Here is a 25,126-nt window from a genome sequence, read left to right as displayed (position 1 = left end):
CATCCAATGATCGGCGGGCTATTGGCAGATGGGGTTTGTGGAGCGCTTACAAATGAACAGCGGGATGCGGGGGCTTGAGCGCGCAGGGAAGGGCGGAGTCAGGTTGCGGACGCTTTGTAAGCGCCGCCCCAAAAGAAAAGGGGCTAGCTTGCGCTAACCCCTTGAAAATAATGGTGGCTACACCGGGACTTGAACCTGGGACATCAGCATTATGAATCGCATGGGCCGTCCCCCGCTTCACCCATGAATCAAGGCTTTCAGAGCGGCTTCTAGCTGGTTCAACCTCATCATTTCACGCGGGCACTATGATGTAGTCACCTCTAAGCCGACATGCAAGGAAGGTCAGAGTGACCCCGACGGATCTAGGTCGTGTCGTCGCTGTGGTGGTAATGCACTTGGCCTACTATAAAGGGGCATTCTTGGAGTGCATTACGACGTGAGTTACTTAGAGCCTCTCATAAGGAAAGGTCTATGTGATCGCCGTTTATTGCCCAAGAATGTCTTTGATTTCTTTCATGCAGATTCTAGGCATTTTTATGCTGGACAAATTTATCCTAGATAGAACAAGAAGATAGTCTTCTATCTCTTCTGCATTCCCCCAGTTAACTGCATCCTTTAGCCGTATTGCGGTGAATCTTGAGAAGCCAAGAGACATTAGGCTTAGCTCAATCGGAGAGCATGAGCCGAACTCAAGGAACGTATGGTAAGGGGCTTGCTTTGCATTCTCTTCACTAAAGCCTTTTTCTAAGAGGCAGTGTTTCATTATGTCTTCATAGGCGCTCAAGTACTTGACTAATTTAAACCTGATCTCTGTTTCAATGGCTTTAAGGAGTTGCCTGATTATTGTTGAGGTCTTTTCAGATTCGTTTTCTCTTTTTCTGAAGTTTGCTCTACTTTTGATTAGAGCACCTACTGGTGTTCCAGTTGCCCACTGGTGGGCCAGATAGGCTATAAAGTTTCGATACTTTTGGTTTTCAGCCCAAGAAAATACTTCGGATATTATTTCTAGTGCGCTGCACATTCTTGCATATCCGCCCTGCTGAAATGGATTTATCAGAGAGAAATGCTCTGTGTAAACTGCACCGAAAAGCTTGTCGAACAAGGTTTGTAGGTGGTCTGGTCTTAGGCTGCTATGAGAGTCTAATATGTCTTGCGGCAGAGTTATGGCTAGGCCTTTTATGTGTTCTAGATTTTTGGCTAGAGTCTCGGAATTGTCTTTTGTTTCATACTTGAATAGAATCTCGCCCTCGCCTAAAGCTTTTGTTTCTTGATATAGGCGACTAAATCCTGCTTCGGCAACGCTTTTGTTATCTTCTTCGATTTCCCCGGAAATCAATTGATTAATCAAAGTTCCTCCATCGTCCATTAGCTTGGACATTGAGGATTTAATCTCTTGTAGTTTCTCTCCAGTGTACGACGCTTCGCTCCAATCGCTTGGCCGAATGCACCAGATGTTTCCATGGAACTCTTGGAGTAGCCTGCCCGCCCTGCCTGAAAGGTTTAGGAAATCTGATCGTGTCATTGGCTTGTCCCCGCTATGAGGGTTCTCAATGACAATATGCTTGGCTGGAAGATTTACACCTTGCAGTAAAGTGCTTGTACAGCACAGAAATCTAATTTCAGTGGACTTGAATAGCTCTTCTATACCGGTCCTGACAATTGATGGCATATCCCCATAATGCACAGCAATTCCCTGCTCTAGAGTTCTAGCTAGCGGGTATTCTTCATGGATCTCAGATCTTATGAAGTTTATGAAGTCCTTTACTTCGTCGGAGGGTGTGTACTCTCTTTCTATATTTAGCAGCTCTTCCGCAACTGTTTCAGCTTCGCCGGGGCCATTTGCGAATATAATTGTTGATTCGTTGCTTAGAGTTATTTCGTTAGCAAATTCTGCTCGCTGCTTAAACTTAGAGCCTCTGAATTTGAAATTTACTGGTATTATTCCGAGGTCAATGTTTTTGTTTGCGGCAAGTAGTGATAGCTGTACCTTGCTTACTTGTCTCGGCGCTTCTGATATCAGAAGAAGGTTTTGCGAGACCGGTGATCTGGTTTCGGTAAAGAATAGCCCTTGATCCTGTCTTCCAAATAGGCTTAAAAAATATCCGGGATTACTTATGAGTGGGCTGGCAAATAGTACTGATGCATATGGGTGAAGGCTTAGCGCGAGATCTACAGCGCTTTGTAGAGTTATACCTCTGTTACCCTTCTGGATTTCATGAGCTTCATCTACAAAGATTGATGTGATCTTTTTTGTGTTGTTTTCTGGTTTCAGCAGGCTTAGTAGGCGCTCTGGTGTCAGGACATAGATCACATTTTTCAGTGAGGGGGTTTCTTTGACCGGAAACGGGGCAGTCCTTGTTATAACTCCAGTTATCTCTCTGTCTTTTACAGTCTTTCTTATTCGCGCCGAGACTTCAGAAATTAGCGCCCTTGTTGGAACTATGTAGACGATATTCTCTTCCTTTCCTGTTTTTAGCCTTCTGACTAAGTCTAGGTTTAGGATGAAGGATTTACCTGCGGAGGTAGGGGCCGAAATGCTCAGGGACTTTTGTGTTTCCAAGTTCGTATAGAACTTATGCTGGAAATCTGTTAGGGTTATTCCGTCATCAGTAGTGTTTTCGACTTCCCTGGCAAGCCTTTCCAGGGATAGGGCCATGGCAGGTGAAAAGCTATCAAGGTTTTTATATCTCTTCCTTAATAGTTCCCTTCCCGGAAAGTTCCCAATTCTAGATAATATTATATCGGCCGCTTGCGTAATCCTATCTTTCTCATCGGATTCGCATTCTATAAGTCTGCTGGTTATCTCATAGGCAAGCGATAAGTCGTCTGAGGCATCTGATATAGATAAAATTGACGCTAGTCCGATAAGTCGTCGTACTTCTTCTGATGCAAGCTTGCTTGAGCCTTTCTGTGCGGGCAGTAAGTGATATATGCTATGGGCAAATAGCTTATTTATGTCAATTTGGAAGTCGTCTGTATTAATTTCCATATTAATCTAGCGCTTCGTTGAATTCGTTTCTGAAGTCCTGGACGGAAGGGAAGGGCATAAGAAATACATCAAAACGAAGGTGTTTTCTCGTGAAGCCCTCTAGCTTTTCGTCGAGCTTTTTGGCTATTCCTGATGTTTCTAGTAAAAATTTTTCTTTAAACTCTGTGGAAAGCTCTCGGCTGCTTTTATTATCTCGATTGTCGTATGCGTCCCAGTTGTAACCTATTAGACACGCGTGGTTGACTCTCGCATCTGGTCCTGGTTCCCCCAGCTTTATGTGCTCGGTGACTGCCTTTTGCACTTCCGGGTCTGCATACTTAAAGTGTTTTGTTATCATTGTGAATTCATGCTTATAGATTTCGTCTGCATGGAAGCTTTCTATGCTTTTTAGGGCAGAGTTGATAGCAGCATCAATGTCTCTATATAGCTTTGACTCACCGAAGTAGAAATCAACTATTTGGTCTTCAGAGCTCCACTTGGCATGGATGCCGTCCGATCCATTGGCCTCAAGTTTTCTATTTGTCTTGAGCTCCATTTTGGATACGATCTGCGGTGCTTGAATTATTGATTCCATGAGGAAGAAAAGTAATGCTTCACCAGCCTCCCCTGTTTTATCAGGGCTTTCATCGGTAATGTCAGGATGGCGAAATAGCTTTCGAGCTTCCTTTGTAAGCTGGGCCGACTCCTTGGCGGTGATTGGAGACGATCTGTTTTTCGCAGCAATACAATAATGGATGATGTATTGATACAGTAGCTCGGCGAGCGCCTTGGACATTGGGCGGCCGTTGCCATCAAATTTAAGGTGATGAAACCTTAAGGTGGTTTTTAGATTCTTTGTGCTTTGAGTGTGCTCAATTGAGTCTATACACTCTTTGTAGTCATCGGGCTCAACAGCTATTAGCTTATTTATATCTGCTAGCTTGACCATTCCTTGTCTCTCATATTGCGGGCATACCAACGTCGGGCTACCTCTTGAGTAATCGCTATCCCGCGCTCTGATCGTGCAATTTTCGGTTGGCCTCGTCGTATGCAGGACTTGTCTGCCCAATTTCGGGCGCAACTTCCCCGCTTACCATCCACCAGCGGTACTGTGGGTACAAACTTCCTAGGACGTCGATTTCGTCGGTGCTGATTCGGACGTCTTTGTTATAGAGCACAGTCCGCCACCGGTTCGAGCCGATTCTGGTTTCGCGTACCAATCGGTCCATTCCCGCTATAGAAGCAATGGCTCTAACGCGTTCGTTTATAGTGCTCATTAGATATAATTATTTTGTTCAAATAATTTGAACTGCAAGTGGATATCGCTTAATTTTTGGTCAAATAGATTGACTCAAAATATATGAGTCGATTGTTTGAATCGATTATAGGGCAAAACCATGGAAGAGTCTGGAATAGTGGGGGTTTGCCGTCACCGGAGCCGCCGAGAAAATCTCTGATTTTCGCTCCGCTCCATTCTGCTCCCAGGCGGTCTTCGCCCAGATGCTGGGCCTGGAAGAGATCACCGAGGACGTAGTGCGCGGCTGGGTCGAGACCAAGACCATCCCCACCGCCAAGATCGGCCGTCTCGCGTCATCAACCTCCAGCGCATCCGCCGCGATCTGGAGCGGGGCAAGTCGATCTTCTGCCAAGGGGATTACGACGATGAGTAAGCCACTCCCTACTCAGAAAACGGGGAGCATCTGCTACCTCGTCGAAATGTCCACGCTCCACGGCCCGACTCGCCAACGCCGCTGGCATCGCGTCCATCAGGGGGCTTCCCGCGCCGATTGCCAGCGCTGGATTGAAGAGTCGGTTTCGTGCTTTCCCACCGAAGCCGAGGCCCGCCACTCTTTCAGCCTTACCCGCGACGTGCCTTGCAGGCCTGCCGCGTGCGTGGGGTGTCGGCGGTCTTCTCGGAGCTGATTCGTCTAGGGTCCTGGCACAAGGTGAACCCCCTGGCCAAGGTCCGCCAGCTCAAGACGGATCAGGTGGAGCTGACCTATTTGACGTTGGATCAGGTGTCGCTGCTGCTGGAGGAGTGCAAAGCAAGCATGAACACCTACACGTATCCCGTCGCGATGTTGTGTCTCGCCACTGGTGCCCGTTGGGATGAGGCCGAAAGCCTGCCCCGAGGCGCCGTCCAGGGTGGGAAGGTCCACTATCACCGAACCAAGAACCGGCAGAGTAGGGCGGTGCCTATTCCTAAGTACTTGGAGAGGCTGATTCTCAAACGGGGTATGCCCGATACTGGTCGCCTGTTCATGTCCTGCCGTGCTGCCTTTCGCAGTGCATACCGGCGTTGCGGTTTCCACACGCCCGGCCAGATGACTCACATCCTACGGCATACCTTCGCTAGTCATTACATGATGGGCGGAGGCGACATACTGACGTTGCAGCGCATTCTCGGGCATTCCTCCATCACCATGACCATGCGTTATGCACACCTGTCGCCGGAGCATCTGGAGTCCGCCATGCGTCTATCACCCCTTGTGCAGTCGGAGCATCAACTGGATGCAGCAGATATCGACGAAGCTGAAGACGATATGGAGCTATGCCGAATCGTTGAGAAGCGAGTGAACGAGCCGTCTCGGGAGGTTTCTCTGGATGAGCTGTGAACGTTGTCAGGAACCGTTGGTGTAATGGGATGAGCCCTAGTATGCTATCAGTGATTTCATTGATTGCGTCGGAGGCGATTATGGCCAGCATCACTATTAGAAACCTGGATGAAGATCTCAAAGCCAAGCTTCGCGTGGTTGCCGCCAGCCACGGTCGCTCGATGGAGGAAGAAGTGCGGATCATCCTCGCTCAGGCGCTCTCCAAGGGGGAGAAGCGGGGAGGGCTGGGTAGCCGAATCCATGCTCGCTTTGCTTCCGTGGGTGGCGCTGAAATCGAGCTACCGGCGCGCAAGACCAAGGCTCGGGCTGCGGACTTTGACGAATGATTCTGCTCGACACCAATGTGCTTTCGGAATTGATGAGGCCCAAGCCGGATCCGGCAGTGTTGGCCTGGCTCGATGCCCGGTCTGTGGATGACTTGCACATCTGTGCGATCACTGTGGCAGAAATTCTCTACGGCATAGCCAGGATGCCCGATGGGAAGCGTAAGCAGGCCCTCCATGACCTGGCCCTCGCAATGTTCGAGGAAGACTTCTCCGGCAACATCCTGCCGTTCGATACCGATGCAGCGGTGCACTATGCCGAACTGGTTGCTGCGAGCGAAGCGCGAGGCAAGATTGCCGATATGGCGGATGGGCAGATTGCCGCGATTGCCAGGTTGAATGGCGCGCAGATCGCCACGCGGAATGTCCGGCACTTCGAAAGCTTCGGTGTTCCGCTGATTGATCCCTGGAAGGGCTAGGCGGTAGGCACGCTGTAGTCACTTCGTAGTCACCACAGGCAAAAGAAAAGGGGTTAGCTTTCGCTAACCCCTTGAAAATAATGGTGGCTACACCGGGACTTGAACCTGGGACATCAGCATTATGAATGCTGCGCTCTAACCGACTGAGCTATGTAGCCGAGTGGCGCGCATTTTCCGGATCTTTCGGGAGGCTGTCAACCCCCTTTGGTTAGATATTTTTCTGTTCTTTCAAGCGTTTAGCGGGACGAGCGGTAGGGCGGGAACGAAAAAGGCCCCGCGGGCTGCGCGGGGCCTTTTCGGCTTGCTGGCGGGCGCTTTGGGGCGCTGCCGGGGGCTTAGACGTTGAAGCGGAAGTGCATCACGTCGCCGTCCTTGACGATGTAGTCCTTGCCTTCCAGGCGCCATTTGCCGGCTTCCTTGGCGCCGGCTTCGCCCTTGTACTGGATGAAGTCGTCGTAGGAGATGACTTCGGCGCGGATGAAGCCTTTTTCGAAGTCGGTGTGGATCACCGCGGCGGCCTGCGGGGCGGTGGCGCCGATGCGCACGGTCCAGGCGCGGACTTCCTTCACCCCGGCGGTGAAGTAGGTCTGCAGGTTGAGCAGTTCGTAGCCGGCGCGGATCACGCGGTTCAGGCCCGGCTCTTCCATGCCCATGGACTCGAGGAACATCTGCTTCTCCTCGTCGTCGTCCAGTTCGGCGATTTCTGCTTCGATCTTGTTGCACACCGGCACCACGACCGCGCCTTCTTCTTCGGCGATGGCGCGCACGGCGTCCAGGTGCGGGTTGTTCTCGAAGCCTTCCTCGGCGACGTTGGCGATGTACATCACCGGCTTGCTGGTCAGCAGGTGGAAACCGCGCACCAGGCGCTTCTCTTCGTCAGCCATGTCCTTGACCAGGCTGCGCGCGGGCTTGCCGGCGGTGAAGTGGGCGATGAGCTTTTCCAGCAGGGCTTTCTGCGCGATGGCTTCCTTGTCGCCGCCCTTGGCGTTGCGGGCGACCTTCTGCAGTTGCTTCTCGCAGCTGTCGAGGTCGGCGAAGATCAGTTCGAGGTCGATGATCTCGATGTCGCGCTTGGGGTCGACGCTGTTGCTGACGTGGATGACGTTGTCGTCCTCGAAGCAGCGCACCACGTGGGCGATGGCGTCGGTCTCGCGGATGTTGGCGAGGAACTTGTTGCCCAGGCCCTCTCCCTTGGAGGCGCCTGCCACCAGGCCGGCGATGTCGACGAATTCCATGGTGGTGGGGATCACTCGCTCGGGCTTGACGATCGCCGCCAGGGCGTCGAGGCGCGCGTCGGGCATGGGCACGATGCCGCTGTTCGGCTCGATGGTGCAGAAGGGGAAGTTCTCTGCCGCGATACCCGATTTGGTCAGGGCGTTGAACAGGGTGGATTTGCCGACGTTGGGCAAGCCGACGATGCCGCAGTTGAAGCCCATGCTGTGTACCTCTGGCGAGACGGGTCAGGCCTTCGGGCTGTGCAGCTTGTGCATCGCGCGGGTCCAGTCGCCTGCGAGCATTTCCGGCAGCACGCCGAGGGCGGAATCGATGCTGGCGTCCAGCAGCTCCTGCTCGCTGCGCGGGGCGCGGCCGAGGACGAAGCCGGAGACCAGGCTGCTGTGCCCCGGATGGCCGATGCCAAGCCGCAGGCGATGGAAGCCGTTCTGGTTGCCGAGCTGGGCGATGATGTCGCGCAGCCCGTTGTGCCCGCCATGGCCGCCGCCCTTCTTGAGCTTGGCGGTGCCGGGGGGCATGTCGAGTTCGTCGTGGGCCACCAGGATGGCTTCGACCGGGATGCGGAAGAACCCGGCGAGCGCCGCCACGGCCTGGCCGCTGCGGTTCATGTAGGTGGTGGGGATGAGCAGACGAACGTCGCGGCCCTGGTGGCTGAACTTGCCGACCAGGCCGAAATACTTCTTGTCGGGGCTCAGGCTGACGCGTTCGCGGTCGGCCAGGCGCTCGACGAAAAGGGCCCCCGCGTTATGCCGGGTCTGTTCGTATTCCGGGCCTGGGTTGCCCAGGCCAACGATCAGTTGCACGGCGGTCACGACGGGGGCCCTTTCCTTGAGGCGGGAGGCTAGCGAGCGATTACTCGGCCGCGCCTTCCTCGCCTTCTTCCTTGACTACGCGGGAAGCGTGGATGTTGGCCACGGCCAGGTCGTTGCCATGGGCCAGTTGAACCAGTTCCACGCCTTTCGGCAGCTTGAGGTCGGACAGGTGAACGATCTGACCGACTTCGACTTTCGCCAGGTCGACTTCGATGAATTCCGGCAGGTCTTTCGGCAGGCAGGAAACTTCGACTTCGGAAATGACGTGGGAAACTTCACCGCCGCCTTGCTTGACGCCAACTGCGGTTTCCTCGTTGAGGAAGTGCAGCGGAACGTGAGCGGTCAGCTTGTGGTCGGCGACGACGCGCAGGAAGTCGGCGTGCATGACGAAGCCTTTGGCCGGATGGCGCTGCAGGGCCTTGATCAGCACGGTTTCCTTGGCGCCATCGACGTTCAGGGCGATGACGTGGCTGAAGGCAGCCTCGTTTTCCAGCAGTTTGGCGATTTCACGCAGTTCCAGGGTCACGGAAACCGGGGCTTTCTCGCCACCGTAGATGACCGCGGGAACCAGGCCGGCGTTACGACGCAGGCGGCGGCTCGCACCTTTCCCCAGGTCGGAACGCGCTTGGGCATTCAGAACAAAGTCAACCATTACTCTATCTCCACAATGAAAAGATCGCCCGAGCGCTTGCGACCAGCGTTCGGGCGAATCTTCAATTGCCCCGCCGTGGCGGGGCGCTTTCGTCAGGCCCTGTTCCTCAGCGGAACATGGCGCTGATCGATTCTTCGTTGCTGATCCGGCGCATGGCTTCGGCCACGACCGGAGCGATGTCCAGCTGGCGGATGCGGCCACAGGCCTGGGCAGCGGCGGACAGCGGGATGGTGTTGGTCACCACCAGCTCGTCCAGTACGGAACCCTCGATGTTCTCGATGGCACGGCCCGACAGCACCGGGTGGGTGCAGTAGGCGATGACCTTGGCGGCGCCGTGCTCTTTCAGAGCCTTGGCGGCGTGGCCGAGGGTGCCGGCGGTATCGACCATGTCGTCGACCAGTACGCAGGTACGGCCTTCGACATCACCGATGATGTGCATGACTTCGGACTGGTTGGCCTTCGGGCGACGCTTGTCGATGATGGCAAGGTCCACGCCCAGGGACTTGGCGACGGCGCGAGCGCGCACCACGCCACCGATGTCCGGGGAGACGATCATCAGATTCTCGAAGCGCTGGTCCTCGATGTCGTCGACCAGTACGGGCGAGCCGTAGATGTTGTCGACGGGGATATCGAAGAAGCCCTGGATCTGGTCGGCGTGCAGGTCGACGGTGAGGACGCGGTTGACGCCCACCACGGTCAGCATGTCGGCGACGACCTTCGCGCTGATGGCCACGCGGGCGGAACGCGGACGGCGATCCTGGCGGGCATAGCCGAAGTAGGGGATGACCGCGGTGATACGAGTCGCCGAGGAGCGGCGGAAGGCATCGGCCATCACCACCAGTTCCATCAGGTTGTCGTTGGTCGGAGCGCAGGTCGGCTGGATCAGGAAGACGTCCTTGCCGCGGACGTTCTCGTTGATTTCGACACTGATTTCGCCATCGGAGAACTTGCCGACGGAAACATCACCGAGGGGAATGTGCAGTTGACGCACGACTCGGCGTGCCAGGTCGGGGTTGGCGTTCCCCGTGAAGACCATCATCTTGGACACGCGCAGTACCTGCCGGCTGAGGGTGGGCCTGATGAACCAAAAAGCTGTTCAAAGGCCGTGGCTTTTGAACAGCTTTTTTGTATATGGCAGGGGCGGCTGGATTCGAACCAACGCATGGCAGGATCAAAACCTGCTGCCTTACCGCTTGGCGACGCCCCTATGAATTTTGCTGTGCAGCGCTTCGGTTACCGTCGTACGCAAACCCCCGTGGGGTTAATGGCAGGGGCGGCTGGATTCGAACCAACGCATGGCAGGATCAAAACCTGCTGCCTTACCGCTTGGCGACGCCCCTGTATCGTACAACCGAATGCTCTGCATCCCTTCTCAGGTCAGCTCTTGAAGCTTGCGATGCAACAGGGAGATGTTGCGACCCCGTGCGACGAAGCTTGGCAGAGTGGCCGGAAGTTGGCGGCGAACTTTATCAGCATCGCCCTGGTTTGGGAAGCTCCCAAACACACAAGCTCCGGTTCCGGTCAGTCTGGCCGATGTGAATTTGTTCAACAACATCAGCGCGTTACGTACAACTGGGTAACGTTTCTCGACGACCGTCTGACAGTCGTTTCGACCGTCCACCCCGAGAAGGCTGCGAACTTTAATGGGCGCGGTATCCCGTGTCAACTCGGGATCGGAGAAAACTTCTGCTGTGCTGACAAAGACTTGCGGCACGGCGACGAGGAACCAGGGCTCCTCCAGTTCGACCGGCGTGAGCTTCTCGCCCACCCCTTCGGCGAAGGCCGCGCGGCCGCGCACGAACACCGGCACGTCGGCGCCCAGGCCCAGGCCCAGGGCCGCCAGGCGGTCTTCGTCCCAGCCCAGTTGCCAGAGGTGGTTGAGGCCGACCAGGGTGGTGGCCGCATCCGAGCTGCCGCCGCCGATGCCGCCGCCCATGGGCAGGTGCTTGTCCAGCCAGATGTCGGCGCCCAATCGGCAGCCGGACTGTTCCTGCAGCTGGCGCGCGGCGCGGACGATCAGGTTGCTGTCGTGGGGCACGCCGGGGATCTCGGTGTGCAGGCGGATCTGCCCGTCCTCGCGGGGGGCGAAGTGCAGTTCGTCGGCGTGGTCGAGGAACTGGAACAGCGTCTGCAACTCGTGGTAGCCGTCGGCGCGGCGCCCGAGGATGTGCAGGAACAGGTTGAGCTTGGCCGGGGCCGGCAGGGTCAGGCGTTCGCGCATGTCAGCGGGCCTGGCCGAGCAGGCGCGGTTGCCAGCTCTTGATCACCAGGGTGACGTCGAGGTTCTCGCCGTGCAGCTTCAGACGCTCGGGCAGCCAGTAGCCGTCCTGCTGGGCGTAGCTGCTGTATTCCACGTCCCAGCCGTCCTGCTCCAGGCGCGCCAGGCGGCTGTCGCTGTCGAGGGTCAGGCGGCTCTTGCTGTCCGGGGCCGGCAGGCCGCGGATCCACCAGAGCAGGTGGGACACCGGCAGGCGCCAGCCCATCTGCTGTTCCAGCAGGGCCTCGGGGGACTCGGCCTGGTAGCGGCCCTGCCCGGCGACTTCGAGGGTCACCGCGCCTTCGCGCCCGGTCAGGCGCGCCGCGCCGCGGCCCAGCGGGCCGGACAGGCGGATGTCGTAGTAGCCCTGGCGCTGCAGCCAGAACAGGGTGCCGCTGCCGGAATCCCGGGGCGCGCGGATGCCGACCTTGCCGTCGATCTGCCAGCCGTCGAGGGCGGCGACGCGTTCCTTGTGGGTCTTCCAGCTGTTGGCGTTGCCCTGGCCTTGCAGGGCTTCCTGGGTGGTGAAGCCGGCGCAGCCGCTGAGCAGGAGCAGGGCGGCGGCGCCAAGGACGTGAATCAGACGCATGGGAAATCTCAGGGGGTCTTGGACCCGGTCAGGCGCAGCAGGGTGTCGCGCAGCACCGGGCTGTCGGGCTGGTTCTGCAGGGCGGTGCTCCAGACTTCGCGGGCCTCGCGCTGCTTGCCGCGGGCCCAGAGCACTTCACCCAGGTGGGCGGCCACTTCGTGGTCGGGGAACTTCTCCAGGGCCTGGCGCAGGTAGGTTTCGGCCTGGTCGAGGTTGCCCAGGCGGTAGTTGACCCAGCCCAGGCTGTCGAGGATGGCCGGGTCGTCCGGGTTCAGCTGGTGGGCCTTCTGGATCAGCTCGCGGGCCTCGTCGTAGCGCGTGGTGCGGTCGGCCAGGGTGTAGCCCAGGGCGTTGAGCGCCATGGCGTTGTCCGGCTCGCGCTGGATGATCAGGCGCAGGTCCTTCTCCATCTGCACCAGGTCGTCGCGCTTCTCCGCCAGCATGGAGCGGGTGTAGAGCAGGTTGAGATCGTCGGGGAACTGCTTGGTGCCCTGCTCGATGACCTGCCAGGCGCGGTCGGTCTGGTTGCGGTTGGACAGGCCCTCGGCCTCGATCAGGTACAGCTGGATGGCGTAGTCGGGCTGGCGCTCGCGGGCCTCGGCGAGGCGCCGCGAGGCTTCGGCGCTGCGCCCGGAGTCCATGAGGATTTCGCTCTGGCGCAGCTGCGCCGGGAGGAAGTCGTTGCCCGGGCCGACCTGGGCGTATTCCTTCAGTGCGGTTTCCGGGTCCTTCTGCTCCTCGGCGAGGCGGCCGAGGTTGAAGTGCGCGGCGTCGGTGTGGCTGTCGCGCTCGACCAGTTCCTGCAGGTAGACCTTGGCTTCGTTCCAGGCCTGGGCCTCCAGGCACACCAGGGCCAGGGAGAAGCGCAGGTCGTCGTCGTCGGGGAACTGCTGCACCAGGGCGGAGAACTCGGCCTTGGCGTCGTCCAGGCGGTTCTGCTCCACCAGCAGGCGGGCGTAGGCCAGGCGCACGCGCTTGTCGTCCGGGTGTTCCTTGATGCCGGCCTTGAGCAGCGGCAGGGCCTCGTCGCTGCGCTTCATGCTCTGCAGCAGGCGCGCGCAGCAGCATCGGCGCCACCTCGTGGCGGCTGGCCGGCTTGCTCTCCAGCAGGCTCAGGGCCTCCTGCGGGCGGCCGTCCTGCTGCAGCAGCAGGGCCTTGCCGAACAGCAGCTGGCCGTTGTCGGGGTACTTCTTCAGCAGGCGGTCGAAGCTCTGCAGCAGGCCGGCGCGGGTGTCCGCGTCGGTTTCCGCGGCGGACAGGGCGAGGAAGTCGAAATGGGTGTCGCCCTGGCCGTTGAGGACCTTCTCCATGTACACCATGGATTCGTCGTACTGGCCGGTGCGCGCCAGTTGCAGGGCGGCAGCGCGCTGTGCGTCGAGGTCGTCGGGGGCGGCCTTGGCCCAAATCAGCGAGGTGTCCAGGGCTTCCTGGTCGGCGCCCAGGTACTCGGCGATGCGGAAGGCGCGCTCGGCCACGCCCGGGTCCTGGGTCTGCTTGGCCTGGTCGACGTAGTTGGCCAGGGCGATGTCGAAGCGGTTGCGCTGGCCGGCGATCTCCGCCACCAGCAGGGAGTACAGGGTGTCCTCGCTGAAGGAGCCGTACTTGCGGCCCTTCTCCGCGCTGGCCGCACTGTCCTTGGCCGGTTTCGGCGCCGGTTCCTTGTGCAGCATGGATTGGCAGCCACCGAGCAGCAGCAGGGCGGTCAGCAGCGCTAGGGATTTGTTCATAGACGAAAGAGAGGGACCTGAACGGCGGGTTGTGCCCCATCATGACATAAGCCATTCGGCAAGCCCATGGGGTGGGGGCCGCCAAACCCAGCATAGACGCACAGATCGGCTGCTTGTATTGCGGTGGTTGTCCTCCACCGGTCGACGTAGGACAATTGCGGGCTTCCCGAATTACCTCAGCGATCCCGCATGGCCTTCATTGCCCTTGGCATCAACCACAAGACAGCTTCCGTGGCCGTCCGCGAGCGCGTGGCGTTCACCCCCGGGCAGATGGTCGAGGCCCTGCAGCTGCTCTGCCGGCTGACCGCCAGCCGCGAGGCGGCGATCCTCTCCACCTGCAACCGCAGCGAGCTGTACCTGGAGATCGAGCATCCGGAAGCCGAGGACGTGCTGGCCTGGCTCGCCGACTACCACCGCCTGAGCCTGGACGAGCTGCGCAACTGCGCCTACGTGCACCAGGACGAGGACGCGGTGCGCCACATGATGCGCGTGGCCGCCGGCCTGGACTCCATGGTGCTCGGCGAGCCGCAGATCCTCGGCCAGATGAAGTCCGCCTACGCCGTGGCCCGCGAGGCCGGCACCATAGGCCCGATGCTCGGCCGCCTGTTCCAGGCCACCTTCAGCACCGCCAAGACCGTGCGCACCGACACCGCCATCGGCGAGAACCCGGTGTCGGTGGCCTTCGCCGCGGTCAGCCTGGCGCGGCAGATCTTCAGCGACCTGCACCGCAGCCAGGCGCTGCTGATCGGCGCCGGCGAGACCATCACCCTGGTCGCCCGCCACCTGCACGAGCAGGGCGTGAAGCGCATCGTGGTGGCCAACCGCACCCTCGAGCGCGCCAGCCTGCTGGCCCAGGAGCTGGGCGCCGAGGCGATCCTGCTGGCGGACATGCCCGAGCACCTGGCGCACAGCGACATCGTCATCAGTTCCACCGCCAGCCAGTTGCCGATCCTCGGCAAGGGCGCGGTGGAGCGGGCGCTCAAGCAGCGCCGGCACAAGCCGATGTTCATGGTCGACATCGCCGTGCCGCGCGACATCGAGCCAGAAGTCGGCGAGCTGGACGACGTCTACCTCTATAGCGTCGACGACCTCCACGAAGTGGTCGCGGAAAACCTCAAGAGCCGCCAGGGCGCCGCCCAGGCCGCCGAGGAGCTGGTCGGCGACGGCGTCCACGAATTCATGCAGCGCCTGCGCGAGCTGGCCGCGGTGGACGTGCTGCGCGCCTACCGCCAGCAGGCCGAACGCCTGCGCGACGAGGAACTGCAGAAGGCCCAGCGCCTGCTGGCCAACGGCGGCGACCCGGCGGACATCCTCGCCCAGCTGGCCCGCGGCCTGACCAACAAACTGCTGCACGCGCCCAGCGTACAGATGAAGAAACTCTCCGCCGAGGGCCGCATCGATGCGCTGGCCCTGGCCCAGGAACTGTTCGCCCTCGACGAGGGCCCTGAGAAGCGATGAAAGCCTCCCTGTTGACCAAGCTGGACACCCTCAGCGACCGCTACGAGGAGCTCACCGCTCTGCTCGGCGACGCCGAGGTGATCAGCGACCAGACCAAGTTCCGCGCCTATTCCCGCGAGTTCGCCGAAGTCGAGCCGGTGATCCTGGCGTTCCGCGACTTCCGCAAGACCCAGGCCGACCTGGAGGGCGCCCAGGCGCTGCTCAAGGACAGCGACCCGGACCTGCGCGAAATGGCCGAGGAAGAAGTCGCCAGCGCCAAGGCGCGCCTGGCCGAGCTGGAAGACGCCCTGCAGCGCATGCTGCTGCCCAAGGACCCGAACGACGGGCGCAACGTGTTCCTGGAAATCCGCGCCGGTACCGGCGGCGACGAGGCGGCGATCTTCTCCGGCGACCTGTTCCGCATGTATTCGCGCTATGCCGAGCGCCAGGGCTGGCGTGTCGAGGTCCTCTCGGAGAACGAGGGCGAACACGGCGGCTATAAAGAGGTGATCGCCCGCGTCGAGGGCGACAACGTCTACGCCAAGCTCAAGTTCGAATCCGGCGCGCACCGCGTGCAGCGCGTGCCGGCCACCGAGTCCCAGGGCCGCATCCACACCTCCGCCTGCACCGTGGCGGTGCTGCCGGAGCCCGACGAGCAGGCGGCCATCGAGATCAACCCGGCCGACCTGCGGGTGGACACCTATCGCTCCTCCGGCGCCGGCGGCCAGCACGTGAACAAGACCGACTCGGCCGTGCGCATCACCCACATTCCCTCGGGCATCGTGGTCGAGTGCCAGGAGGAGCGCTCGCAGCACAAGAACCGCGCCAAGGCCATGGCCTGGCTCGCGGCCAAGCTCAACGACCAGCAGCAGGCCGCGGCGCAGCAGGCCATCGCCAGCACCCGCAAGCTGCTGGTGGGCTCGGGCGACCGCTCCGAGCGCATCCGCACCTACAATTTCCCCCAGGGGCGGGTCACCGACCACCGCATCAACCTTACCCTGTACTCCCTGGGCGAGGTGATGGAGGGCGAAGTGGAGCAGGTGATCGAGCCGCTGCTGCAGGAATACCAGGCCGACCAGTTGGCCGCCCTGGGGGATTGAGGCGCCATGGCCACCATCATGACTCTGCTCGCCGAAGCGCAACTGCCGGATTCGCCCAGCGCGCGCCTGGACGCCGAGCTGCTGCTGGCCGCCGCCCTGGGCAAGCCGCGCAGCTTCCTGCGCACCTGGCCGGAGCGGGTGGTCGACCGTGAGGTGCGTGAGCGCTTCGAAGGTTGGCTGGCGCGCCGCCGCGCCGGCGAGCCGGTGGCCTACATCCTCGGCCGCCAGGGCTTCTGGAGCCTGGACCTGGAAGTGGCGCCGCACACCCTGATCCCGCGTCCGGACACCGAACTGCTGGTGGAAACCGCCCTGCAACTGCTGCCGGCCAGCCCGGCGCGGGTGCTCGACCTGGGCACCGGCACCGGCGCCATCGCCCTGGCCCTGGCCTGCGAGCGCCTGAGCTGGCAGGTCAGCGGCGTCGACCGTATTCCCGAGGCCGTGGCCCTGGCCGAACGCAACCGCGAGCGCCTGCGCCTGGCCAACGTCGGCTTCCGCCAGAGCCACTGGTTCTCCGCCCTGGAAGGCGAGCGCTTCGCCCTGATCGTCGGCAACCCGCCGTACATCCCCGGCAGCGACCCGCACCTGCAGCAGGGCGACGTGCGCTTCGAGCCGAAGAGTGCGCTGGTGGCCGGCCACGACGGCCTCGACGACATCCGCCTGATAGTCGCCCAGGCCCCGCGCTTCCTCGAACCGGGCGGCTGGCTGCTGCTGGAGCACGGCTACGACCAGGCCGCGGCGGTGCGCGACCTGCTGCTGGGCAACGGTTTCAGCGAAGTGGAGAGCCGCCGCGACCTCGGTGGCCACGAACGCATCAGCCTGGGGCGCCTGCCATGTTGAACGACCAAGAGTTGAACGACGAAGAACTGCTGCGTTACAGCCGGCAGATCCTCCTGCCGCAGATCGACGTCGACGGCCAGCTGCGCCTGAAACAGGCCCGCGTGCTGATCGTCGGCCTCGGCGGGTTGGGCTCGCCGGTGGCGCTGTACCTGGCCGCGGCCGGCGTCGGCGAGTTGCACCTGGCCGACTTCGACAGCGTCGACCTGACCAACCTGCAGCGCCAGGTGCTGCACGACAGCACCCAGGTCGGGCGCAGCAAGGTGGACTCGGCCATGGCCCGCCTGGCCGCCATCAACCCGCAGGTGAAGCTGGTGCCGCACCGCCAGGCGCTGGACGAGGATTCCCTGGCCGCGGTGCTGGCCCAGGTCGACCTGGTGCTGGACTGCTGCGACAACTTCTCCACCCGCGAGGCGGTCAACGCCGCCTGCGTCGCCGCCGGCAAGCCGCTGGTCAGCGGCGCGGCCATCCGCCTGGAAGGCCAGCTCTCGGTGTTCGACCCGCGCCGCGACGACAGCCCCTGCTACCACTGCCTCTACGGCCACGGCAGCGAAGCCGAGCTGACCTGCAGCGAAGCCGGCGTGGCCGGGCCGCTGGTGGGCTTGGTCGGCAGCCTGCAGGCGCTGGAGGCGCTGAAGCTGCTGGCCGGCTTCGGCGAGCCGCTGGTGGGCCGCCTGCTGCTGGTGGACGCCCTGGGCACGCGCTTCCGCGAGCTGCGCGTCAAGCGCGACCCGCAGTGCGCGGTCTGCGGCGTGGCGCATGGCTGACGAGCGGCCGATAGGGGTCTTCGACTCCGGCGTCGGCGGCCTTTCGGTGCTGCGCGAGATCCGCGCGCGGCTGCCGGACGAATCGCTGGTGTACCTGGCCGACTGCGGCCACGTGCCCTACGGCGAGAAAACCCCGGAATACATCCGCGAGCGCTGCCGGCGCATCGCCGAATTCCTCATCGCCCGCGACTGCAAGGCCCTGGTGCTGGCCTGCAACACCGCCACCGCGGCGGCGGCCTCCGACCTGCGCGAGCGTTATCCACAGCTGCCGATCCTGGCCATGGAGCCGGCGGTGAAACCGGCCGCCGCTGCAACGCGCAGTGGCGTGGTCGGCGTGCTGGCCACCACCGGCACCTTGAAGAGCGCGCGCTTCGCCGCGCTGCTCGACCGCTTCGCCAGCGACGTGCGGGTGATCACCCAGCCCTGCCCGGGGCTGGTCGAGCGCATCGAGGCCGGCGATCTGGACGGGCCGCAGACCCGCGAGCTGCTCCAGGGCTTCGTCGCGCCGCTGCTGGCCGAAGGCTGCGACACCCTGATCCTCGGCTGCACCCATTACCCCTTCCTGCGCCCGCTGCTGGGCCGGATGCTGCCGCCCGGCGTATCGCTGATCGACACCGGCGCCGCAGTGGCCCGCCACCTGCAGGCGTCGCTGGCCAGCCGTGGCCTGGAGGCGCGGGGGCCGGCAAAAAAAACGCACTTCTTCACCAGCGGGGCGGTCGAGATGTTCGAGAGGGTGTTGCCGGTGCTGTGGGGCCTTGATGAATCGGTCAGTTTTTTTGCCGATTGAGCAAGGAAGTTTCCGCGCATACGTAACAATGCGCTGACATTTCGCAGGCCATATCTGGCAAATCGCCTTATAATCATTAGCTATTCGCGGGGATTTTTCATTCAGCTTATCCATAAGGATCTTTCGATGAAGAAGCTACTCTCGCTGGCCGCCTTGGCCGCAATCATGATGGTGGGTGCCGCCGGCGCAGCGCAGGCCGCGAATCTGACCGCCGCGGCAGGCGCCACCGGCCAGGGCGACATGACCCTGCGCCTGGGCGCGAGTTTCGACTGGGACAAGACCTGGTGGGAAAGCAGTACCGGCCACCTGACCGGCTACTGGGACACCGGCGTCACCTACTGGGGGGCCGGCGACCGCGCGGGCGCCCGTTATTCGCTGTCCGTCGCGCCGGTGTTCGTCTACCAGTTCAACGGCGACAGCGTGAAGCCCTTCATCGAGGCCGGCATCGGCATCGCTGGCTTCACCGGCTCCGAGGTCGGCGACCATGACCTGGGCAGCGCCTTCGCCTTCGAAGACCGCCTGGGCTTCGGCCTGAAGTTCGCCGGCGGCCAGTCGGTGGGCATCCGCGCCATCCACTACTCGAATGCCGGGCTCGCGATGCCCAACGACGGCATCGAGTCCTACAGCCTGTTCTACAGCCATCCGCTGTAAGTTCTAGCTGTGCGAAAAAACCGGCCCTGGTGGCCGGTTTTTTCATGCCCGCTTGCCGACTACGCCAAAGGGTTTTTCGTAGGATGGGTTGAGCTTGCGAAACCCATGCGGTCATGGCGATGGGTATCGCTTCGCTCAACCCATCCTACGGGGTGCTTCTTCCGGACCCTGTCACACCCCGGCGCGATTCGCGGATGAATCTCCTACGCCGCCCCACCCGCGCCATTCCAATGTAGGAGCGCGCCCTGCGCGCGAAATCGCGGGCAGGGCCCGCTACAGGTCCCGAGAAGCCATGTTCGCCTGCAACGTAGGCGGACTAGGCAGCTCCCGGCAGATTGCGGAAGGCCTCCAGCACCCGCTCGCGGCTCGCCGCCAGATCGAGCATCGGCGCCGGGTAGCCGGGCGCGCCGAACAGCCCCAGGCGCGATGGCTCGTGCAGGCTTTCGTTGTCCAGGCCGGCCAGCTCCGGCAGCCACTGGCGCAGGAAACGCCCGTGGGGATCGAAGCGGCGCGACTGCGCCAGCGGGTTGAACAGACGGAAGTAGGGCGCGGCGTCGGTGCCGGTGGAGGCGCTCCACTGCCAGCCGCCGTTGTTCGCCGCCAGGTCGCCGTCCACCAGGTGGCGCATGAACCAGCGTTCGCCTTCGCGCCAGTCGATCAGCAGGTTCTTGCTGAGGAACATGGCGGTGAGCATGCGCAGGCGGTTGTGCATCCAGCCGGTGGCCAGCAACTGGCGCATCGCCGCGTCGATGATCGGGAAGCCGGTGCGGCCCTGCTGCCAGGCTTCCAGCTCGGCCGGCGCGTGGCGCCAGGGCAGGGCCTCGGTTGGCGCGCGGAAGGCGCGGCCGCGGCTGACCTGCGGGAAGCCGACCAGGATGTGCTTGTAGAACTCGCGCCAGAGCAGCTCGTTGATCCAGGCCACGGGGCCCGGGCCGCCGCTCTCGAATTCGCCCCGGTTGTTCGCCAGTGCCGCGTGCAGGCACTGGCGCGGCGAGAGCACGCCGGCGGCCAGGTAGGCGGAGAGCTGGCTGGTGCCGTCGAGGTCCGGGCGGTCGCGTCTTTCGTGGTAGTGCGCCAGGCCATCCTCGGCGAAGCCGGCCAGGCGTTCGCCGGCCGCCTTTTCCCCGGCGGGCCAGAACTCCCGCGCCAGGGCTGCGCTGGGTGTGAAGCCGGGCAGTTCCCCCGGCACGGGGTCGCTGTCCACCTCCAGCGGCGCCTGCGCTGGCGGTACCGGCAGGCAACTGGGCAGGGCAGTGGCCAGGCGCTGGTAGCAGAGCTTGCGGAACTGGCTGAAGACCTGGAAGTAGCTGCCGCCGCGGGTGAGCAGGCTGCCGGGGGCGAACAGCAACTGGTCCAGGTGGCTGTGGAAGCCGACGCCGGCTTCGGCCAGGCGCCGTTTCACCGCCTCGTCGCGGCGGCTTTCGTGGATGCCGTACTCCTCGTTCACCCGTACCGCGGCGATGCCCAGGCTAAGGCACAGCTGCAGCAGCACTTCCGGCGCCTGGCTCCAGGTATCCGCCTCGCGCAGCAGCAGCGGGATGTTCAGCTGCGCCAGGTCGCGCTGCAGCGCTTGCAGGTTGCGCAGCCAGAAGTCGACCTTGTTCGGTGAATCGTCATGGGCGCGCCACTGGCCGGGGCTGAGCAGGTAGCAGGCGACGACCGGGCCGGCCTGCGCGGCGGCGGCCAGGGCGCTGTTGTCGCGCACGCGCAGGTCGCTGCGCAGCCAGAGCAGTTGGCGCCTCATTCGCCGCCCCCGCTGTTGAGCAGGCCCAGGGCGTGCAGGGTGGCGCGCGCTTGCAGCGGGTCCTGCGCCAGGTGCAGGCCCGGGTGGCTTTCACGTTGCAGCTCGGCCAGCTCCTGGGCATGGATGTCCACGCTGGCGCCCACCAGCAGGGTGGGGCAGATGCAGCCGGCGAGCAGGCGCGACAGCTGCGCCGGGCTCAGGCTCTGGTCGGAATAGAGGAGCAGGGCGCGCGGGTTCAGGCGCTGCTCGACCAGGGCGATCTCGGCGCAGGACAGCGGGCCGTCGAACACCTGCACCGGGCAGCCGGCGGAACTGGCCAGCCAGGCGCACAGCCAGTGGCCGGTTTCCCGCGGGTGTTCCGACTGGTTCACCAGCAGCAAGGGCCGCCCCTGGTGCTGGCGGTTGTAGTGATACAGGCGGCCGCCCAGCTTGCTGCGCAGCCAGGAGTGGTAGAGCAGGCGCTCCAGGCCGCTGCCGAACTGGCCCTGCCAGCGTAGCTGGAGGTCGCGCTGCAATGGCAGCATCAGGTGCTCGCACAGTGTCTGCGCCGGGTAGATCGACAGCGCGCCGTTGAACAGCTCGTCCAGGCGTGGCTCGTCGAGCCGGGCGATGGCGCTCAGCGCCTGCCGGCGCAGGTCGTCCCAGGGCGAGTGGGTATCGGCTGCCGTCCGTGGCGGTTCGTCGAGCAGGTCGCGCACCTTGCCGACCGCCACGCCGCGCTCCAGCCAGGTGAGCACGCGGCGGATCCGCTCCAGCTGCTCGGCGGAGTACAGGCGGTGGCCCTTGGCGGTGCGCTGGGGGACGACCAGCCCGTAGCGGCGTTCCCAGGCGCGCAGCGTCACCGGGTTCACCCCGGTGCGCCGGGCCACTTCGCTGATCGGCAGCCAGCCGGCGGCCAGCGCCTGGCGATAATCGTCGGGAAGGGTGTTGCTCGGTTCAGATGGCATTGCGTAGACCCAGGGCCTCGGGGTGGGGTTGCAGGTACGCCTGGCGGGCGATGTACGGGTGCGGGTGGCGGCGGAAGTGGTGCTTGAGCAGCGCCAGGGGCACCACCAGCGGTACCTCGCCGTGGCGGTACTGTTCGATCAGCCGCTGCAGTTCGGCGCGGTCGTCCGCCCCCAGGGCGCGCTTGAGGTAGCCGGCCAAGTGCTGCAGCACGTTGCTGTGGCTGCCTCTACTGGCGCAGTGGCCCAGCGCCTGGCTGAAGGCCCGGTAGTAAGGCGGGCCGAACTGCTCCGCCGGATAGCGGCCGATGTCCGCCAGCAGCCGGCCCAGCTCGGCGTACTGGCGCGGGGCGTGGGCGAGCAACTGGTACTTGTGGCGCGAGTGGAAGTCGAGGATCGCCTTGTGCGTCAGCCCCTCGCGGCACAGGGCGAGCCAGTCGAGATGGGCGTAGACGCGGGTGACGAAGTTCTCGCGCAGGCGGGGATCGTGCAGGCGGCCTTCCTCCTCCACCGGCAGCTCGGGGCGGGCGGCGCAGAAGGCTTCGGCGAACAGGCCGCGGGCGCCGGCCATGGGCGGCTGGCCATCTTCCGCGTAGAGCTTGACGCGGTGCAGGCCGCAGGAGGGGGACTTCTGCATGAAGATGAAGCCACCCAGCTCGCTCAACTGGCCGGCCTGTTCCGCGCCATAGCGACGCAATGCCGCACTGTGGTCCAGGGTCGCATCGCGGCTATCTACCGCACTGGCCACCGCGCGCGGCTGCGCGGCCTCGCCGACCAGGCGCAGGGTAGGGCGCGGCACGCCCAGGCCGATGGCGACTTCCGGGCACAGCGGGACGAAGTCGAAATGCCGGGCGAAGTCCTCCAGGCACAGGCGCGAAGCTTTGTGCCCGCCGTTGTAGCGGACGTTCGCGCCGAGCAGGCAAGCGCTGATGCCGAGCTTGGGCCGGGAAGGGGAGGTGGGCATGGTCTGACCCTGTACAAATAGGCTTCGCGTGTACAACTACTTTCAGCATAGGCCGAACGTTGTACAGTCGCAAATCATTTGTACAGGGTGCGGCGCCCAGGCGGGCGCCGTCGGGCTCAGAGGTGTTGCAGCAGGCGGCGGGCGGCTTCCAGGCCGCTCAGCCAGGCGCCTTCGACGCGGCCGGAGAGGCACCAGTCGCCGCAGGCGTAGATGCCCAGGTCGGCATCGGCCAGCGCGCCCAGCTGGTGCGCTTCCAGCGGCCGGGCATAGAGCCAGCGGTGGGCCAGGGCGAACACCGGTTCGGGCACCGCGCAGCCGATCATCTCGGCGAAGGTGCCCAGCAGGTGCTCGATGACGGTTTCCTTGGGCTTGTCGATGTTCTGCCGGCTCCAGCTGCTGCTGGCGTGCAGCACCCAGGTGTCCATGTGTTCGTCGCGGCCGGGCTTGCAGCGGTTGCTGGCCATCCAGGTCAGCGGGCCTTCCTGGACGAAGCAGCCTTGCACCGGCGTCTGCAGGGGCTCGGCGAAGCCCAGGGCCACGGCCCAGGTCGGCTCCATGGCGATGCTCGCCGCCGCCGCCGCCAGCTTGGGCGCGCCGGCCAGCAGCGCCGCGGCCTGCGGCGCCGGGGTGGCGACCAGGACGTGGCTGAACGGGCCGTGATTGCAGCCTTCGGAATCCTGCAGGTGCCAGTGCTGTTGGCCGCGGAAGACTTCGGTGATGCGGCAGGAGAAGGTGACCTGCAGCCCCTGCAGCAGCGCGCGGGTGATGGCGCTCATGCGCGGGGTGCCGACCCAGCGCGGCTGCTCGTCCGGCGATGGGCTGAGCATGCCGTCGCGGTACTGGTACAGGGCCGGGTTCCACTCAGCGACCCAGCCGGCGTCGCGCCAGTGCTGGATGGCGTCGAGGAAGCGGCGGTCGCGGGCGGTGAAGTACTGGGCGCCGAGGTCGAGCGCGCCAGCATCGCTGCGCTTGCTCGCCATGCGGCCGCCGCTGCCGTGGCCCTTGTCGAAGAGCTGGACTTCCTGTCCCGCGTCGAGCAGGGCGTGGGCGGCTGAAAGTCCGGCGATTCCGGTGCCAATGATGGCAATGGGGGCGCTCATGACATGCCTCGTAGGTTGTTGTGTTCAGGTTAGCGAGTCGAACAGCCTTGTACAATCTGTTTTATTTGTATAGTTGTTCGGTCGCCGTTCGAACGGTCGAGCGGAATTTCGTCCACGCTTCGCGGCCATTCCTTCGGGGGCGTCGCGTATCGGTTCCGGCATTTACAGCGTAGACGTTCGCCACACTCGGACGGGTGCAGTAATGCAAGCGTCGTTCCCTCGTCCAGACTGATGGTAGGTGTGGGAGTTCAGCGCAAGGAGGTTCAGATGCACATCTTCATTACCGGCGGTACCGGCCTGATCGGCCGCCGCCTGTGCCGCCACTGGAGCGCCGCCGGCCATCGGCTGACGGTGCTCAGCCGCCGTCCGGAGCGCGTCGCCGAGCTTTGCGGGCGCGAGGTGCGGGGCGTTTCCAGCTTCGAGGCGGTGGGCGACGAACAGGTCGACGCGGTGGTCAACCTGGCCGGCGAGCCCATCGCCGAGCGGCCCTGGACGTCGCGGCGCAAGGCGCTGCTGTGGGACAGCCGGGTACGCCTTACCGAGCGCCTGGTGGAGTGGCTGGAAGGCCGCAGCCAGCGGCCATCGGTGCTGATCAGCGGCTCGGCGGTCGGCTGGTACGGCGACGCCGGCGAGCGTCCGCTGGACGAAGGCAGCGCGGCGGCCGGCGAGGATTTCGCCAGCGAGCTGTGCCTGGCCTGGGAACAGATCGCCATGCAGGCAGAGGGCCTGGGCATCCGCGTGGTGCGCCTGCGCACCGGGCTGGTGCTGGCGCCGGAGGGCGGTTTCCTCGCGCGCCTGGTGCCGGCCTTCCGCTTCGGCCTGGGCGGCCAGCTGGGCAACGGCCGGCAATGGATGTCCTGGGTGCACATCGAGGACATGATCGGCCTGATCGATTTTCTCTTGCAGCTAAGCGACGCCAGCGGTCCGTATAATGCGTGCGCGCCGCAGCCGGTGCGCAACCGCGACTTCACCCGGGCCCTGGGCCAGGCGCTGCACCGCCCGACCCTGCTGGGCGTGCCGGCCTTCGCCCTGCGCACCCTGCTCGGCGAGCTGTCGCTGCTGTTGCTCGGCGGCCAGCGCGTGGAGCCCCGGCGCCTGCTGGAAGCCGGCTTCGTGTTCCGCTACAACGATCTGCCGGCCGCCCTCGCCGATGTCCTCGCGCATCGCCCGGCGGCCGCCGCCCACCGTCACTAAGGATGCTG

Annotated in this window: 21 protein-coding genes, 3 tRNA genes and 3 pseudogenes; 11 read left to right on the top strand and 16 right to left on the bottom strand. The window is 63.1% G+C overall.

Annotation, left to right across the window (positions count from 1 at the left end; translation table 11 throughout):
* Nucleotides 1-484: 484 nt before the first annotated feature.
* Together RN02_RS32140 and RN02_RS32135 are read right to left on the bottom strand one after the other, a co-directional pair.
* Nucleotides 485-2,989: a DEAD/DEAH box helicase gene (locus tag RN02_RS32140; protein WP_082033730.1), complete on the bottom strand. Its 2,505-nt coding sequence runs from the start codon at nt 2,987-2,989 to the stop codon at nt 485-487.
* 1 nt (nt 2,990) lies between these two features.
* Nucleotides 2,991-3,917 (bottom strand): HamA C-terminal domain-containing protein, encoded by a 927-nt coding sequence (locus tag RN02_RS32135; RefSeq protein WP_082033729.1) that lies wholly within the window; start codon nt 3,915-3,917, stop codon nt 2,991-2,993.
* Nucleotides 3,918-4,365: 448 nt separating this feature from the next.
* On the opposite strand from RN02_RS32135, the pseudogene RN02_RS34205 reads away from it, so the two are divergent.
* From RN02_RS34205 to RN02_RS06395, 4 genes and pseudogenes are all read left to right on the top strand, one after another.
* A pseudogene (locus RN02_RS34205) lies at nt 4,366-4,638 on the top strand (DNA-binding protein).
* A 222-nt stretch (nt 4,639-4,860) separates the two neighbouring features.
* Nucleotides 4,861-5,583, top strand: a pseudogene (locus RN02_RS06405) (tyrosine-type recombinase/integrase); the annotation flags it as partial.
* 80 nt (nt 5,584-5,663) lie between these two features.
* Nucleotides 5,664-5,909, top strand: coding sequence for a FitA-like ribbon-helix-helix domain-containing protein (locus RN02_RS06400; RefSeq protein ID WP_009617429.1), 246 nt, complete (start codon nt 5,664-5,666; stop codon nt 5,907-5,909).
* Complete coding sequence (locus tag RN02_RS06395) at nt 5,906-6,325, top strand: type II toxin-antitoxin system VapC family toxin (RefSeq protein WP_009617430.1); 420 nt, start codon at nt 5,906-5,908, stop codon at nt 6,323-6,325. The genes RN02_RS06400 and RN02_RS06395 overlap by 4 nt, the downstream gene beginning before the upstream one ends.
* An 81-nt stretch (nt 6,326-6,406) precedes the next feature.
* Here the strand turns inward: RN02_RS06395 and RN02_RS06390 are convergent.
* From RN02_RS06390 to RN02_RS06345, 10 genes and pseudogenes are all read right to left on the bottom strand, one after another.
* Nucleotides 6,407-6,483: transfer RNA gene (locus RN02_RS06390), tRNA-Met, on the bottom strand.
* A 177-nt stretch (nt 6,484-6,660) separates the two neighbouring features.
* Entirely contained in the window at nt 6,661-7,761 is a 1,101-nt protein-coding gene (ychF, locus tag RN02_RS06385; RefSeq protein ID WP_009617432.1) for a redox-regulated ATPase YchF, read from the bottom strand.
* Nucleotides 7,762-7,785: 24 nt separating this feature from the next.
* A complete protein-coding gene (gene pth, locus RN02_RS06380; protein WP_043273581.1) occupies nt 7,786-8,370 on the bottom strand; it encodes an aminoacyl-tRNA hydrolase in 585 nt (194 codons plus the stop codon).
* A 40-nt stretch (nt 8,371-8,410) separates the two neighbouring features.
* Nucleotides 8,411-9,022: a 50S ribosomal protein L25/general stress protein Ctc gene (locus tag RN02_RS06375; RefSeq protein ID WP_009617434.1), complete on the bottom strand. Its 612-nt coding sequence runs from the start codon at nt 9,020-9,022 to the stop codon at nt 8,411-8,413.
* 106 nt (nt 9,023-9,128) lie between these two features.
* The gene (locus RN02_RS06370; protein ID WP_024128138.1) at nt 9,129-10,070 is read right to left on the bottom strand and encodes a ribose-phosphate pyrophosphokinase; all 942 of its coding nucleotides are present in this window, start codon (nt 10,068-10,070) and stop codon (nt 9,129-9,131) included.
* A gap of 84 nt (nt 10,071-10,154) precedes the next feature.
* Nucleotides 10,155-10,229: transfer RNA gene (locus tag RN02_RS06365), tRNA-Gln, on the bottom strand.
* A 58-nt stretch (nt 10,230-10,287) separates the two neighbouring features.
* Nucleotides 10,288-10,362: transfer RNA gene (locus tag RN02_RS06360), tRNA-Gln, on the bottom strand.
* Nucleotides 10,363-10,394: 32 nt separating this feature from the next.
* Entirely contained in the window at nt 10,395-11,243 is an 849-nt protein-coding gene (gene ispE / locus RN02_RS06355) for a 4-(cytidine 5'-diphospho)-2-C-methyl-D-erythritol kinase (protein WP_043313676.1), read from the bottom strand.
* Nucleotide 11,244: 1 nt separating this feature from the next.
* On the bottom strand, nt 11,245-11,868 hold the full coding sequence (gene lolB, locus RN02_RS06350) for a lipoprotein insertase outer membrane protein LolB (protein WP_009617438.1): 624 nt from the start codon (nt 11,866-11,868) through the stop codon (nt 11,245-11,247).
* A gap of 8 nt (nt 11,869-11,876) precedes the next feature.
* A pseudogene (locus RN02_RS06345) lies at nt 11,877-13,596 on the bottom strand (tetratricopeptide repeat protein).
* A gap of 189 nt (nt 13,597-13,785) precedes the next feature.
* On the opposite strand from RN02_RS06345, the gene hemA reads away from it, so the two are divergent.
* The 6 genes from hemA to RN02_RS06315 all read left to right on the top strand — a co-directional run bounded on the left by hemA (nt 13,786) and on the right by RN02_RS06315 (nt 19,172).
* Entirely contained in the window at nt 13,786-15,054 is a 1,269-nt protein-coding gene (gene hemA, locus RN02_RS06340) for a glutamyl-tRNA reductase (RefSeq protein WP_043273585.1), read from the top strand.
* Nucleotides 15,051-16,133: a peptide chain release factor 1 gene (prfA, locus tag RN02_RS06335; RefSeq protein WP_043273586.1), complete on the top strand. Its 1,083-nt coding sequence runs from the start codon at nt 15,051-15,053 to the stop codon at nt 16,131-16,133. The genes hemA and prfA overlap by 4 nt, the downstream gene beginning before the upstream one ends.
* Nucleotides 16,134-16,139: 6 nt before the next feature.
* Nucleotides 16,140-16,970 (top strand): peptide chain release factor N(5)-glutamine methyltransferase, encoded by an 831-nt coding sequence (prmC, locus tag RN02_RS06330; RefSeq protein WP_009617451.1) that lies wholly within the window; start codon nt 16,140-16,142, stop codon nt 16,968-16,970.
* Nucleotides 16,964-17,734 carry a molybdopterin-synthase adenylyltransferase MoeB gene (locus RN02_RS06325; protein ID WP_043313674.1) on the top strand — a complete coding sequence of 257 codons (771 nt, stop codon included), beginning with the start codon at nt 16,964-16,966 and terminating at the stop codon, nt 17,732-17,734. The genes prmC and RN02_RS06325 overlap by 7 nt, the downstream gene beginning before the upstream one ends.
* Complete coding sequence (murI, locus tag RN02_RS06320; RefSeq protein WP_043313672.1) at nt 17,727-18,521, top strand: glutamate racemase; 795 nt, start codon at nt 17,727-17,729, stop codon at nt 18,519-18,521. Before RN02_RS06325 ends, murI begins: the two co-directional genes overlap by 8 nt.
* Before the next feature lie 126 nt (nt 18,522-18,647).
* Nucleotides 18,648-19,172, top strand: a complete 525-nt coding sequence (locus RN02_RS06315; RefSeq protein ID WP_009617456.1) for an acyloxyacyl hydrolase — start codon at nt 18,648-18,650, stop codon at nt 19,170-19,172.
* 316 nt (nt 19,173-19,488) lie between these two features.
* Here RN02_RS06315 and phrB read toward each other — a convergent pair whose 3' ends face one another.
* From phrB to RN02_RS06295, 4 genes are all read right to left on the bottom strand, one after another.
* Nucleotides 19,489-20,916, bottom strand: a complete 1,428-nt coding sequence (gene phrB / locus RN02_RS06310; protein ID WP_043313671.1) for a deoxyribodipyrimidine photo-lyase — start codon at nt 20,914-20,916, stop codon at nt 19,489-19,491.
* Nucleotides 20,913-21,863: a MerR family transcriptional regulator gene (locus RN02_RS06305; RefSeq protein ID WP_043313670.1), complete on the bottom strand. Its 951-nt coding sequence runs from the start codon at nt 21,861-21,863 to the stop codon at nt 20,913-20,915. Before RN02_RS06305 ends, phrB begins: the two co-directional genes overlap by 4 nt.
* On the bottom strand, nt 21,853-22,824 hold the full coding sequence (locus tag RN02_RS06300; RefSeq protein WP_043313669.1) for a YbgA family protein: 972 nt from the start codon (nt 22,822-22,824) through the stop codon (nt 21,853-21,855). The genes RN02_RS06305 and RN02_RS06300 overlap by 11 nt, the downstream gene beginning before the upstream one ends.
* Before the next feature lie 116 nt (nt 22,825-22,940).
* Nucleotides 22,941-23,924, bottom strand: coding sequence for an NAD(P)/FAD-dependent oxidoreductase (locus RN02_RS06295; protein WP_043313667.1), 984 nt, complete (start codon nt 23,922-23,924; stop codon nt 22,941-22,943).
* Between the two features lie 267 nt (nt 23,925-24,191).
* On the opposite strand from RN02_RS06295, the gene RN02_RS06290 reads away from it, so the two are divergent.
* Nucleotides 24,192-25,118, top strand: a complete 927-nt coding sequence (locus tag RN02_RS06290; protein ID WP_043313664.1) for a TIGR01777 family oxidoreductase — start codon at nt 24,192-24,194, stop codon at nt 25,116-25,118.
* Nucleotides 25,119-25,126: the final 8 nt, after the last annotated feature.

Source organism: Pseudomonas sp. PI1 (genome assembly GCF_000812405.1).
GTDB classification, from domain to species: domain Bacteria; phylum Pseudomonadota; class Gammaproteobacteria; order Pseudomonadales; family Pseudomonadaceae; genus Pseudomonas; species Pseudomonas citronellolis.
The sequence above is the reverse complement of the archived record's forward strand: the minus strand, read 5'-3'. Positions and strand labels throughout refer to the sequence as shown.